Below are 13,652 nucleotides of genomic sequence, written 5' to 3' on the forward strand. Positions count from 1 at the left end.
GAGTTCTCCACAGTCCGCGTGTCGTGGCGGTTTCTGGGGGCAGGACTGTCGGTGGCGCCTGCTTGAGTAGATCCATGACCCGGACCGCGACTCCTGACACCGCTCGTGCGGTGCTGGACGCCGCGCGGGTACGACGCACGACCGCGGACCGCGCGGAGGCCGAGCAGCTGCAGCTCGCCGTGGACTGGGCGGCGATGCACTCGGTGGAGTCTCTGGAAGCGGCCGCGGTCATCCACGGCCCGTACGGCGACCACGGGATCCCCGTCGCCGGACCCGGAGCGCCACTGGTCGCCGAGTTCGCGGTCACCGAGTTCGCCCTCGCCATCGGGATGTCCACCGAGGCCGGACGCCGGTATGTGGGGCAGGCCCTGGAGCTGCGCCACCGCCTCCCCAAGGTCTGGGCGCGGGTCGTCAGCGGTGACCTCGTGGCGTGGAAGGCACGACGCATCGCCGACGCCACGATGAGCCTCGTCCCGGCCGGTGCGGGGTTCGTCGACACCCACGTCGCCGCGGTCGCGCACAAGATCGGTCTCGCCGCCCTGGACCGGTTGGTCGAGGAGGCGCGGGTCCGGTTCCAGCCAGAGGAAGCCGAGCAACGGCGCCGCGCGGCGGCGGACGGGCGGTGTTTCGACATCGACACCGACCAGGTCTCCTACGACGGCACCATGACCGTGCGCGGCGAGCTCGACCTCGCCGACGCGTTGGACCTCGACGCTGCGGTGGCTGCGGGTGCGGCCCAGCAGCAGGCGCTCGGGTCGGTGGACCCGCTCGGCGTGCGCCGCGCGAAGGCCGCGGGGGAGCTGGCGCGACGCCAGCTTGCCCTCGATCTGAACGTCGCGACATCGACTGAGGCGACCGACGGCGCGGTCACCGGTCAGTGCGGTGGATCCAAGGCACCAGGTGCTTCCGATCAACCGCACAGCCCGCCTGCCGCGGGTTCTCCCGCCCACCGGTCGAGTGCAGCAGCCCGACGCCCGCGGCAGGTGGTGCTCTACGTCCACCTCTCCCACGACGCGCTACGCGCCCGAGGCCTCGACGACACCGGCGTACACGTGGCTCGCGTGGAGAACACCGCCTCCTTCGTCTCCGTCGACCAGGTCCGCGACTGGTGCGCCACCCCCGACACCCAGGTCACCGTCAAGCCGGTCGTCGACCTCGAGGACCACGTCCACGTCAACGCCTACGAGACCCCCGACCGCCTCGTGGAACGCCTGACCCTCATCGAGCACATCTGCGTCTTCCCCTGGTGCACCAGACCCGCCCGACGACTCACACCCGACGGCCATCGCGCCGACTGCGACCACATCCGCGAGCACGCCACCGGCGGCACCACCTGCTCATGCAACCTGGCCCCACTCTGCCGACGACATCACCGCCACAAGACCCACAGCCCCTGGAGCTACACCGCCCTCGACAAGGGCAGCTATCTCTGGACCAGCCCCCAGGGCTACCAATACCTCCGCGACCACACCGGCACCCTCGACGTCTCCCGAGACCGACACCGCAACAAGCACGCTGCCCCGGCCGAGTCGGACCTACCTCCACCCGAGCGATAGCTGCCCCGCCCCGCACCCCGCCCAGGCACCACCCGGCGGGGCCAGCGGCACGTCCAGGGCACTCCCCGCGCCCGGATGGCGCAATCCGGGGACGCTCCGGACACTCTCCGATGGGCTCGGGGCACGTCCACCCGGCGTCCGGCGAGCCAGTCAGCAGACCGCGCGCCAGCCAGCAGACCGCGGTCCCTCAGCCAATCGGCCCACTCTCAGACCTCAGCCGAGCGATCGGCTAGCGGTCCTCGTCGTCCGACTCCCCGCCGGCGTCCCCGCCGGACTCCCCGCCGCCCCCATCCCCGTCGAACTCCAGCGTCAACCAGCTCGCAAACGCCGCCGACGGCCCCGTCACCTCGTGGACACCGCTCCGGTCCGGCGCACGATCAGCGGGCCACACCTCGTCGGCCCGGAACGCGTACCCGTCCTGGTCGGCGGCCTCAAAGGTGAACCGCACCTGCTGGCCAGGCTCGAGATCCAGGGTCCCGGCGATCAGGATCGAGTGGCAGTGCGCCCAGCAGCCGCCCGGAGTGGCGTCGGAGTCGATCACGCCCCACCCGTCGTCGGCGTGCCAGACCCGGACCCGTCCCAGCGCGGTCATCACCCGGCCCTCCGGCTCAGGGCTGCGGCAGCAGGGCGAGTGCCGCGGTCGGGTCGGCGCGGTAGCGCAGGATCAGCTCGCCGGTCGCCTCGTCGATCCGCTCGTGCAGCGCCCGCCGGTACTCGGTCAGCTGCTGCTCCGCGGTGCGCAGCCGCTCCAGCGCGTCCGCCACCTGGGCGGCGTCCTGGGGGTCGACGTCGGTGACCCACATCTCCGCGAGGTCCGGCAGGTCCGGCAGCGGCTCCGCCGCCCGCACCCGGACCAGCGCCCCACGCGAACGACCGGCTCCGGTGTCGCCGAGGACCCGGACCAGGTCCTCGAAGCCGAGCGCGGCTCCGCTGCTCGACTCGGCCACCAGGACGTCGATGCGGGCGTGGGTCAACCGCCGCCAGTAGGAGACCCGGTCCTCCTCGTCGGTCAGCTTCTGGCGGTAGCCGCGCAGCTCACGAAGGTCCAGACCCGCCAGCTCCTCCGAGGGCACCGGCGACTGAACGGCCGTGCGCGTGGAGCGGGAGTTGTTGGCCATCGGTCCTCACTGTCGCTGTCGTCGTCGACGAGTGCTGGAACCCTACAGAATCCCCACCTCGCGACGCCTTCTGGGACGAGGCATCAAGTCCGCCTCCGGCCCCGCCGATGGTGGCGGGGAGACCGGCGGACCTGGCACGCCGGCCGATGTCGCCCGTCACACTCCGGCGGGCACCTTCTCGAGGAGCCTGGTGACAATGCAGCGTGGCACGACCCGACAGGCGGCCCCGGCCTTCACGGGCTCGGCCGTGTCAGCGCGCGACGACGCGTCGGTAATGTGGCCCGGTGGGGACGCCGTCGGCCGCCCGGGTGGTTACCGGTCGGGCCGCCGTCGGGTCGTGAGGGTCGGCACTCGAGGGTCGGGAGGGCGTCATGCAGCACCTTGATCCTGCGTGGGTGCTCGCGAGCATCGACGCCACCACCTCCGAGTGCCTGATCGTGGTGACCCTGGACGGCGAGATCACCTGGGCCAGCGAGGCGACCCAGCGGGTGATCGGCTGGTCGCCGCGCGACCTGGTGGGCCGCCGGCTCGAGGAGTTCGCCGATCGCGCGGTCACCGGCGCCTGGTCCCAGCTCGGGCCGAGACTGCTCGCCGGCGAGGTCACCGGACTCTTCACCGACGTCACCCACCGCGTGGACGGCCGCACCGTCGAGGCCGTGGTCACGCTGTCCCCGGTGCACGACGGCTCCGGCGCCGTGGTCGGGATCGCCACCGTCGTGCGCGACGTGACCCGCGAGCTCGACGACCGTCGGCAGCTGGAGCTGGCCCACGGCCGCTTCGAGCAGGCGATGACGCCCCAGGCCCTCCTCGACCTCGACGGCCGGATGACGTCGGTGAACCGGGCCTGGTGCGAGCTCTTCGGCCGCCCCGAGAGCGAGTTCATCGGAAGCGACATCCTCTCCTTGGTCCACCCCCTCGACCTCGACAACGCCACCAACCAGCTCGCCCCGATGCGGCGCGGCGCCGTGGAGTCGGTCAGCTACCAGGCGGTCTTCCGCGACGGCGCCGGCCGCAGCCTGCCGCTGCTCGTCGACGCCACCTCCCTGCGCGACAGCGACGGCCGCCGGTACGGCGTGGCGACGTTCGCGCGCGACCTCAGCGAGGTGCGCGAGGCCCGCAGCAGGATGGCCTCGCAGGCGAACATGTTCCTCGCCCTGGGCCGGCGCTCCTGGGACGCCGCGATCGTCGCCGACGCCGAGTTCAACCCCGTCTACGTCTCCCCGCCCGCCGCTCGGCTGCTGGGCTACGACGCCGAGGAGATCGTGCTCGACGTCGGCTGGGAGTTCGTGCACCCCGACGACCTCGCCCGGATGATGCCGCTGGTGGAGGCCGTCATCGCCGAGCCCCTGCGCACCGAGCGGTTCCTGGTCCGCGCCTGGGACGCCGCCGGCCGCTGGCGCTGGTTCGAGCAGACCCTGACCAACTGCCTGGCCGACCGCGACATCGGTGGGCTGGTGCTGAACCTGCGCGACATCACCGATCAGGTCGAGGCCGAGCGGGCCCTACGCCTGTCTGAGGCACGCCACCGCGCGATCCTCGAGACCGCCCAGGAGGGCATCCTCGCGACCACGCCGGACGGCTCGACGATGTTCGCCAACGAGAAGATGGCCGAGCTGTTGGGCGTCCGGCTCGAGAGCCTCTACGAGATGGACGCGCGGGCCCTGCTGCACCGCGACGACGGGGCCGCCGAGGCGCCCTGGGCCGGGGAGGGGGTCGAGCGCTACGAGACCACCTACGCGATGCCGCACGGCGGGGAGCGCGTCTTCGAGGTGTCGCACAGCCCCCTGCGCGACGACGGGGACGAGGCGCTCGGCTGGCTGTGCATGGTCTCGGACGTCACCGAGGCCCGAGCCGCCGAGCGCAAGCTGCGCCAGCAGGCCCTGCACGACCCGCTGACCGGGCTCCCCAACCGCTACCTCTTCCTCGACCGTCTCGAGATGGCCGCGGCCCGGCGCCGCCGGCTGATCGAGACCAGCACCAGCGTGCTCTTCCTCGACGTGGACGGGCTCAAGCCGCTCAACGACAGCCACGGTCACGCCGCGGGCGACCTGCTGCTGCGCCACGTCGGCGCCCGGCTGGTCGAGGCGGTGCGCGGCACCGACACCGTCGCCCGCCTGGGGGGCGACGAGTTCGCGATCCTCTGCGAGGACACCGACGAGCACGCCGCCGGCCTGGTCGCGCAGCGCATCCATGACGCGCTGCGCGCTCCGATCCGCATCGACGAGCTCCAGGTCGAGATCAGCGTCAGCCTCGGGGTGGCCGTCTCCCCGCCCCACGCCTTCGGGGACCTGGTGCGTCTCGCCGACGCCGCGATGTACCGGGCCAAGCGCCTCGGCGGCGCTCAGACGGTGCGGGCCGGCGACGAGCAGACCTCACCGGCGCCCTAGCCGAGCGACGTGGTCTCCCCGCCGCCCGGCTGACCCGCGGTCGGCCCGTCCGCCCTGGGAGCCGGCCCCGGCCCGAGCTCCGGCCCGGGCCCGAGCTCCGGCTCCGGCCCGACGTCGTACTCCTGAATCAGGGTGCCCGAGCGCCGGGCCTCCTCCGGTGCGACCGCGGCACTCCACAGCCACCCCTGCGCGCTGCCGCACCCGAGCCGGCGCAGCACGGCGGCCTGCTCGGCGCGCTCGACGCCCTCGGCCACCACCGCGACCCCGATCGCGCGGGCCAGGTCGACGATCGAGGTCGCGATCGCCAGCGCGTTGGTGTCCTCGGTGATCTCGGCGACGAAGCTGCGGTCGATCTTCAACGTCGAGATCGGCAGCGTGCGCAGGTACGACAACGAGCTGTGCCCGGTCCCGAAGTCGTCGACGGCGATCAGGAAGCCACGCTCGCGCAGCCGCTGCAGCAGGGCGACCGCCGAGGTGGCGTCGCCCATGATGGCGGACTCGGTGATCTCCAGCAGCACGTCGTGCGGCGCCAGCCCCGCACTCTGGGAGCAGTCCGAGATCAGCTCCTCCAGGCCCGGGTCGGTGAGGTTGTAGGCCGAGAGGTTGATCGCGACGTAGGCGTGGGCGGGGAGGTGGCCCCCGGCGCGCAGTGCGCCGGCCTCGCGCAGCGCCCGCCGCAGCGCCCACCGGTCCAGCTGCGGGGCCAGCCCGGTCTCCTCGGCCAGCACCACGAACCGGTCCGGGCCCACCACCCCGTGCCGCGGGTGGTGCCAGCGGGCCAGCGCCTCCACCCCCACCACCTCTCCGGACCCCAGGGCCACGATCGGCTGGTAGTGCATGGTCAGCTGGTCCTGCTCGAGGGCGTCGCGCAGCTCCGCGCCCAGCTCGTAGCGCTCCTCCGCCTGCTCGGCGAGCCTGGCGTCGAACATCCGGACCCGGTGACGCCCGGCGACCTTGGCGGCGTACATCGCGGTGTCGGCGTTGCGCAGCAGGTCGCCGGCACCGGCCACCGGCGAGAGCGCGACCCCGATCGAGGCGGCCACGTGCACCCGCCCGCCGCTGATCGCGACGGGCTCGTCGAGGCTGCGCAGCAGCTGCTCGGCGATGGCCTGCGCGGTGTCCGCGTCGACGTCCTCGCAGACCACCAGGAACTCGTCCCCACCGAAGCGCGCGACGGTGTCGGTCGGGCGCGCTCCCGCCTTCAACCGCTCCGCGACGCCGACGAGCAGCTCGTCACCGGCCGAGTGCCCGCGGGCGTCGTTGACGATCTTGAACTGGTCGAGGTCGACGAACAGCACCGCCGTGGACGTGGTCTCGCGCATCAGCGCGTGCTCCAGCCGGTCCAGCAGCAGCGCCCGGTTCGGCAGCCCGGTCAGGCCGTCGTGCAGGGCCGTGCGCCGCAGCTCCTCCTCGAGGCGACGGGGCGCGGTGACGTCGGAGATCATCGTCAGCGTGCCCTCGAAGACCCCCTCGGTGTCGATCAGCGGCGCGGCGGCGACCTGCAGGGTGCGGCGCCCCCCGTCGGGGTGGCGGTAGACGACCTCGTAGCGCTCGGGACCGCGCATCGTCCGGCCGTCGAAGTCCTGGCCGATCAGGTGCAGGCGATCGGGGTCCACCAGGTCGGGCATCGACCGGGCGTAGATCTCCACCGGGGGCACCCCGAGGATCTCCGTCATCCGGTCGTTGACGTAGAGGGTGCGTCCCTCGGGGGTGGCCACCCACAGTCCCTCGTCGGCGTTGTCGGCCATGGTCCGGTAGCGCGACTCGGAGGTGCGCAGGGCCGCCTCCGCCTCGATGCGCTCGCTGATGTCGCGCAGGCTGCACACGATCGCGGCGACCTCGGTGTCGAGCAGGTTCGTGGCCGCGGCCTCGACCCACACCCACCCGCCCGAGGCGTCGCGGATCCGCATCGGCGCGGGTCGCGACGCCCCGTCGTGCAGCACCGCGAGGTGGAGGTCGCCCACCACGTCGCGGTCCTCGGGATGGACGTAGTCCCACACGGACGTGTCGACCACGTCGCCCGCGCTGTAGCCGAGCATCCCGCTCAGGCCCGGGGAGGTGTAGATCAACCGCCCGGCGGGCGAGGCGATCAGCGACAGGTCGCTGGTGAGCTCGGCGACCGCGCTGTAGAAGTGCTCCTGACGTCGGTTGCGGCGCTCGATGGCGCGCAGCGCGGAGAGGTCCTGCAGGTACGCCGACAGGCCGACCGGGGTGCCGTCGCCCGCGCGCAGGGTGGTGGCGTGCACCAGCACCGGGACGCTGCGCCCCTTCGCGCCGGCGAGCACGCGCTCGATCTGTACGGCGTCCTGGTCGCCGGCGAGCAGCCGACGCAGCGCGCCGTCGCCCGGGGCCGGGCCGTCGGCGTGGACGAGCTCGTCGAAGGCCCGGCCCAGGAGCTCCTCGCGGCCGCGGCCGAGCAGGGCACAGAAGGCGTCGTTGACCTCGATCAGCAGCGCGTCGGCGTCGGTGAAGACCTGGGGGACTCCGGAGAGCGAGAAGCGGCTGCGGTAGCGCTCCTCGCGCAGGGCCAGCTCCTCGCGCAGCCGCACGCCGGGGCTCTCGTCGAGCACGACCGCGACGAGGTGCTCGGGGAGGTCGGCGCCGGCCTCACGGCGGCTCCAGACCACCCGCAGGTGCAGCGGCCGCCCGGGTGTGGCCGGGCTGCTCCAGCGCTGGGTGAACACGCCGGCGAGCTCGCCCTGGCGGGCACGTTCGAGCGCCGCGTGGAGCGACGTCAGGTCGCGTGGGCTCGCGCCGAGCGCGGAGAGCGGTCGGCCCACGAGCTCGTCGCGGGCGGTGCCCAGCAGACGGCACAGCGCGGTGCTCACCTCGATGACGTCGCCACGAAGATCGACCAGCGCCGTAGCCGTGGTGGAGGCTGCGGAGGGCCACGGGTCACCGTGGCCGGGGCGCTCCTCGGTCATCGTGTGTCACTCCCATGCCGCTCCGAGACCAGCAGACGGAGTGAAACCTAACCGGTTTTCATGAATCGCGTGGCCAAGCTCCGCGATTCGTGGACGACGGGGGTGGACGATGTCTGGACTGCCGCAGGAGGCAGCCGCCGTGGGGACGGCGGATAGCGATGCCGGGGGAGCGCCATGCACCACCAGGTGGAGACCGCGTTGGCGATGGGCCAACGTCAAGGACGTCCCGTCGAGCTGCTGGTCCGGGGGCGGTGGCTGCACGGCGTGGTCGAGTCCGTGGACGGGCACGGCGTCTGGCTGTTCTCCCGCCACGCCGGCCCGATGCTGGTGCCGCTCGAGGCGATCACGATGGTGCGGGTGCTGGAGGCGCCCGAGCGGCGGCCGTTGACGATGCGGCGGGTGGGCTCCGGCTGAGCGATCGGGCTCAGGGCAGGAGCCGTACCGCCAGCACGGCGACGTCGTCCTCGTGGTCCGGGGGGAGCAGGGCGCCGACGAGCGCGTCGCAGAGCTCGTCGAGGGGGCGCTCGCGCAGTGCGTCGAGGGTGTGGGTCAGCTCGGTGAGTCCCTGATCGAGGTCGCGCCCGCGTCGCTCGACGAGCCCGTCGGTGTAGAGCACCAGGGTGTCTCCGGGCTCGAGGCGCGTGTGGTGCTCATCCCGCTCGAGGGTCGGGTCGACGCCCAGCAGCAGATCTGCCTCGTCGCCGAAGAGCCGCGTCGGGCCTCCGTCTGCCGGGATGAGGGCGGGCGGGGGATGGCCGGCGTTGGACCAGCACACCTGCACCGCGCCGGCCGTACCGGCCAGTGCCGGCACCCGGGCCACCAGGACCGACGCGGTGATGTCCTGCAGCAGGGTCTCCACCGCCCCGTCGAGGGCGCGCAGCATCGTGGCGGGGCCGGTGCCGGGCTCGGTGGCATAGCTGATGCCCCGCAGCAGGCCTCGCAGCTGTCCCATCGACGCAGCGGCACGGGAGTCGTGACCCACCACGTCCCCGATCACGAACAGCGTGGCGCCGTCGGTCTGCGGGAACGTGTCGTACCAGTCGCCGCCGACCTGTGCGCCGTGCGCGGCGGGCAGGTAGCGGACCACGGTCTCGACGCGCTCGACGTGCGGGGGCTCGGTGAGCAGGCTGCGCTGCAGCTCCTCGGCGAAGGCGCGCTGCTGGCCGTAGAGCTCGATGGACTCCAACGCCAGCCCCGCCCGGCGGCCCAGCTCGACGGCCACCGCCAGCTCGTCCTCACCGAAGGCGGGGGAGTCGGCGCGGTTGAGCAGGATCATCGAGCCCAGCCGCGCCTCACGCCCGGTCAGCGGTACGGCGATCGCGCTGGCCAGGCCGAGCTGCTCGACCTGGGCGCGCACCTCGGGGTCGGGGACGAACTCGCACAGGTCCTCGTGGGTGAGCAGGGAGAGCAGCATCGGTCCCTCGCCGTGGGCCAGGCGCCGGCCGGGGAGCAGCGGCGAGCCCGCCGAGGCGAGGCCGCCCTGGGCCAGCTCGGCCAGTCGGGAGAGCGCTGGGTCGCGGTGGCGCACGACGACGTGCCGGGTGGCCATCCGCTCGTCGTAGAGCTGCATGCTCACCCAGTCGCACAGCCGCGGAACCACCTGGTCGGCGAGCGCCGCGAGGGCCTCGTCGGGGTCCACCGCCCCGGCCAGCGCCACCGAGGCGCTCCCGATCAGGTCGATCTGGGCGCTCAGTCGGTCCCGCTGGTGCTGCGCCTCCAGCCGGGCGCTGGCGTCCTGGACGATGATCAGCGTGGCATCGCGCCCGTCGGCGAGCTGGGTGTGCACCGCGCTGAGGTCGAGGTACTGGTGCTGACTCGACAGCGGCGGATGAACCGGCTGGGTGGTCACGGTCTCGGGGGTGACGCCGCGCTGGACGGCGGCCAGGGCCTCGTCCAGCGCCATCGCGTCGGTGAACAGCGAGGTCACCGTGGTTCCGGTGGCGTCGGAGCCGAGACCGACCAGGGTGGCGGCCGAGGGGTTCCACACCAGCAGGCGCCGGTCGGAGTCGGCGAGCAGGATGCCGACCGGGACGTTCTCGAGCAGTGCGCCCAGCGTCGCGGTCACCAGCAGCGGGTCCGGGCTCGTGGGGGCCCGGCGCACCAGCTCGGCCAGCAGCCGGTCGTGGCGATGGCCGGTGACCCCGGCCGCGCACATCTGGGCGACCATCTCGCGCAGGCCAGGGGTCTGCGGGTCCGCGATCTCCAGGGAGACCGGGACGCCCGGGGCGAAGCGGACGCGGCCACGCAGCGCCGCGATCTCGCCCTCGGGACACAGCATCACCACCGCTGCGCTCGGCACCGCGGAGTGAACCTGCTGCACGACGGCGAGACCGCGCGGCACCGCCCTGCCCACGAGCACGGCACACACGTCGTCGTGCAGGGCGTCGGCCAGCTCCTCGGGACCGACCGCCCGGGGGGTGGCCGGGCACGGCTCGGGGAGCGCCGCGCGCTGCTCGTCGGGGCTCAGCCCGACGAGGAGGAGCTCGGCCACCTCAGCTGCCCAGGAGCGGGATGTCGAGCAGCGCCCGGCCGGTCCAGGTGCGCAGCAGGTCGGTCGTCGGGCTCATCACGTGGGCCGCACGGGCGTCGCGCAGGTGCCGCTCCACCGGCGATCTCTCGCGGTAGCCGATGCCGCCGAGCAGCGTCATCGCCTCGTTGGTGACCGCCACTGCGCGGTCGGCCACCTCCGCCTTCGCCGAGGTGAGCGCGGCGAGCGCCTCGGGTCCGCCGGTCTCGGCCTCCTCGGCCGCCCAGTAGACGAGGCGCCGGCTGGCCTGGACCCCGGCCCACATCGTGCCCAGCCGGTGCTGCAGGATCTGCTCGCCGGCCAGGGTGCGTCCGGTGTGCGCGAAGCGACGTGCCTTGAGGTGGGCGATCGCCTCGTCGAGCGCGGCCTGGGCGACGCCCAGGTAGGTCCCGGCCATCGCGGTCAGGAAGTAGGGGGCGACGACCTCGAAGACGTACCAGATCTGGTCGCCCTCGGCGCCGAGCAGCGCCTCCGGGGCGACGTGGACGCCGTCGAGGCGGGCGGCCAGCGAGGAGTTGCCGCGCATCCCGACGCCCTCCCAGGACCCGTGGAAGCTGAGGCCCTCGGCGCCGGCGGGCACCACCACGCAGGAGAAGTCGCCGAGCGGTGCGTCGGTGTCGGCGGCGACGGTGGACACCACGTAGGAGTCGACGCGCGAGCCGTTGGTCACGAACGACTTCTGCCCGTCCACGCGCCAGCCGTCCTCGACGGTGGTGAGCCGGGTCTGTGGCAGCCAGAAATGCGCCCCGGTGCCCGGCTCGGACAGGGCGAGAGTGGTCAGGTGCTCCCCGGCGGCGATCGGCTGGAGGTAGTCCTTGGCCTGCCGCGGTGTCGCCTTCGCCGCGATCACGGCGGTCGCCACGTGGTGCATCCCGAAGCAGATGGCGGTCGAGGCGCAGACCTGGCCCAGGGCCTCGCAGACCCCGGCCACGGCGCGCAGGCCCAGCCCGGCGCCCCCGCTCTCGCGTGGCGCCACCAGTCCGGCGAGCCCGGCAGCCTGGAGCTCGCGCAGACTCTCCTCGGGCCACACCCCCGAGTCGGTGCGCTCCGCCAGCTGCGCGACCACTCCGCGGGCGACCTGATGGGCACGCGAGGTCGCCTCGAGTACGGTCGCGGGAGGGGCCATCACAGGGGTGAGGCTAGCCGCAGCGGGCTCCAGGGGCGGATTTCGGGTGCGGATCAGGCCGAGATCCCGCGTCGTGGGGGCTGGCGCCGCGCGCGCTGCTGGCTAGTGTGGCACGTCATGAGGATCACGAAGTTCGGTCATGCCTGCGTGCGCATCGAGCACGAGGGGCGCACCGTCGTGCTCGACCCGGGGGTCTTCACCGACGCCGAGGCGGTCGACGGCGCGGACGCGGTGCTGATCACCCACGAGCATCCCGACCACTACGACCCGGAGCGGCTGCGTCGCACGGACGCCCGGATCTTCACCATCGAGGCGGTGGCCGCGCGCATCCGCGCCGACGCCCCCGACGTGGCCGAGCGGGTGCAGGTGGTGGTTCCCGGGGAGTCCTTCGACGCGGGCCTGCCGGTGCGGGCGGTGGGGGAGCTGCACGCGGTGATCCATCCCGAGCTGCCGCGCTTCCACAACAGCGGCTATGTGCTGAGTGCCGGCGACACCCGGGTCTACCACCCCGGCGACGCGCTGACCGGTCCCGGCGAGAGCGTCGACGTGCTGCTGGTCCCGGTGTCCGCGCCGTGGCTGAAGGTCTCCGAGGCGATCGAGTTCGCGCGCGAGGTCGGGGCGCCGCGCAACCTCGCGATCCACGACCGGGTCTACTCCGAGGCCGGGCTGACGATCGTGGACGGGCACATGGACAGGTTCCTCCCGGCGGCGGGCCAGGCCTACGTCCGGCTCCCCGACGGCGCCGACCTGTGAGCTAGGGGGTCAGCGAGTCCCGGACCGGGACGAACTTGGCCTGCGCCTCGGCGAGCTCCGCCTCGGGGTCGGACTCGGCCACGATGCCGCACCCGGCGAAGAGCCGCACCGTCGAGCCCGACACCTCCGCCGAGCGCAGCGCGATGCCCCACTCGCCGTCGCCCTGGGCGTCCATCCAGCCCACCGGGCCGGCGTAGCGGCCCCGGTCCATCCGCTCGATCTCGGTGATCAGCGCGGTGGCCACGGCGGTCGGGGTCCCGCCCACCGCGGCCGAGGGGTGCAGCGCCTCGGCCAGTCGCAGCGAGGAGACGGTCTCGGCGTCGTGGACGACGCCGGCGACGTCGCTGGCCAGGTGCATCACGTTGGGCAGGTGCAGCACGAACGGCGCCTCGGGCACGTTCATCGACGAGCAGTGCGGCTCCAGCGCGTCGGCGACCGAGCGGACGGCGTACTCGTGCTCCTCGAGGTCCTTGGAGGAGCGGGCCAGGGTGGCGGCCAGCGACAGGTCGCGCTCGTCGTCGCCGGTACGGCGGATGGTGCCGGCCAGCACCCGCGAGGTGACCAGGCCGCGCTCGCGGCGCACCAGCATCTCGGGGGTGGCGCCGAACATGCCGTCGACGTGGAAGGTCCAGCACATCGGGTACGTCGCGACCAGGCGCTGCAGCGGCCAGCGCACGTCGACGTCCTCGTCGGCGGTGGCGATCAGGTCGCGGGCCAGCACGACCTTCTCCAGGTCCCCGGCGCCGATGCGGGCCACGGCGTCCGCCACAGCCGTCATCCACTCCTCGCCGTTGAGGGCTCCGTCGGCGAAGCGGACACCGCTCGGCGCGTGCGGCGGAGCCGCCACCGGGGGCAGCACGCCACGCGCCGGTGGCTCGTGGGCGGCGTCCTCGGCCACGTCGACGGTCGTCACCCACGCGGTCTCGCCGCGCCGGCCGAGCACGACCCGGGGCACGACCAGCACCGAGCTGCCGGGCTCGTCGGCGAAGGCGAAGGAACCGAAGCAGACCAGGCCGGTGCCCGGCTCGCGCACCTCGTCGTGGACCTCGGTGCGGGCGGTGGTCTCGGCCCACCACTTGTCGGCGTCGGCGAAGCGGGTCGGGCCGCTGGTGCGGAGCTCGGCGGCGACCCCCCAGCCGACCAGCCCGTCGCCCTGACGCAGCCAGCTCACCGGGCGATCGGCCGGCACCAGGGTGAGCAGCTCGACGTCGTCGGCGGCCACGGCTCGGGTGCGCACGATGATCCTCACAGGTGGTGAGCG

Annotated in this window: 10 protein-coding genes; 4 read left to right on the plus strand and 6 right to left on the minus strand. The window is 73.5% G+C overall.

Annotated elements, in window-relative coordinates:
* The first annotated feature begins 74 nt into the window (after positions 1-74).
* Positions 75-1,556: an HNH endonuclease signature motif containing protein gene (locus AC6EI4_RS18555; RefSeq protein ID WP_498452365.1), complete on the plus strand. Its 1,482-nt coding sequence runs from the start codon at positions 75-77 to the stop codon at positions 1,554-1,556.
* Between the two features lie 229 nt (positions 1,557-1,785).
* Here AC6EI4_RS18555 and AC6EI4_RS18560 read toward each other — a convergent pair whose 3' ends face one another.
* Complete coding sequence (locus AC6EI4_RS18560; RefSeq protein WP_498452366.1) at positions 1,786-2,148, minus strand: hypothetical protein; 363 nt, start codon at positions 2,146-2,148, stop codon at positions 1,786-1,788.
* A gap of 16 nt (positions 2,149-2,164) precedes the next feature.
* The gene (locus tag AC6EI4_RS18565) at positions 2,165-2,674 is read right to left on the minus strand and encodes an RsiG family protein (protein ID WP_498425393.1); all 510 of its coding nucleotides are present in this window, start codon (positions 2,672-2,674) and stop codon (positions 2,165-2,167) included.
* Between the two features lie 371 nt (positions 2,675-3,045).
* Here AC6EI4_RS18565 and AC6EI4_RS18570 point away from each other — a divergent pair, with 371 nt between their 5' ends.
* Entirely contained in the window at positions 3,046-5,061 is a 2,016-nt protein-coding gene (locus tag AC6EI4_RS18570) for a PAS domain S-box protein (RefSeq protein WP_498452367.1), read from the plus strand.
* Here the strand turns inward: AC6EI4_RS18570 and AC6EI4_RS18575 are convergent.
* Complete coding sequence (locus tag AC6EI4_RS18575; RefSeq protein ID WP_498452368.1) at positions 5,058-7,985, minus strand: EAL domain-containing protein; 2,928 nt, start codon at positions 7,983-7,985, stop codon at positions 5,058-5,060. The two genes, AC6EI4_RS18570 and AC6EI4_RS18575, sit on opposite strands and share 4 nt — an antisense overlap.
* Positions 7,986-8,159: 174 nt before the next feature.
* Between AC6EI4_RS18575 and AC6EI4_RS18580 the strand changes: the two genes are divergently transcribed.
* Complete coding sequence (locus AC6EI4_RS18580) at positions 8,160-8,399, plus strand: hypothetical protein (protein WP_498425397.1); 240 nt, start codon at positions 8,160-8,162, stop codon at positions 8,397-8,399.
* A gap of 10 nt (positions 8,400-8,409) precedes the next feature.
* On the opposite strand, the gene AC6EI4_RS18585 is transcribed toward AC6EI4_RS18580, so the two are convergent.
* Both AC6EI4_RS18585 and AC6EI4_RS18590 read right to left on the minus strand, forming a co-directional pair.
* On the minus strand, positions 8,410-10,476 hold the full coding sequence (locus tag AC6EI4_RS18585) for a SpoIIE family protein phosphatase (protein WP_498452369.1): 2,067 nt from the start codon (positions 10,474-10,476) through the stop codon (positions 8,410-8,412).
* A 1-nt stretch (position 10,477) separates the two neighbouring features.
* Entirely contained in the window at positions 10,478-11,638 is a 1,161-nt protein-coding gene (locus tag AC6EI4_RS18590) for an acyl-CoA dehydrogenase family protein (RefSeq protein ID WP_498452397.1), read from the minus strand.
* 117 nt (positions 11,639-11,755) lie between these two features.
* On the opposite strand from AC6EI4_RS18590, the gene AC6EI4_RS18595 reads away from it, so the two are divergent.
* On the plus strand, positions 11,756-12,391 hold the full coding sequence (locus tag AC6EI4_RS18595) for an MBL fold metallo-hydrolase (RefSeq protein ID WP_498452370.1): 636 nt from the start codon (positions 11,756-11,758) through the stop codon (positions 12,389-12,391).
* Position 12,392: 1 nt separating this feature from the next.
* Here the strand turns inward: AC6EI4_RS18595 and AC6EI4_RS18600 are convergent, their stop codons facing one another.
* Positions 12,393-13,640 carry an isochorismate synthase gene (locus tag AC6EI4_RS18600; protein WP_498425401.1) on the minus strand — a complete coding sequence of 416 codons (1,248 nt, stop codon included), beginning with the start codon at positions 13,638-13,640 and terminating at the stop codon, positions 12,393-12,395.
* Positions 13,641-13,652: the final 12 nt, after the last annotated feature.

The organism is Nocardioides sp. Z43_10 (genome assembly GCF_059766615.1).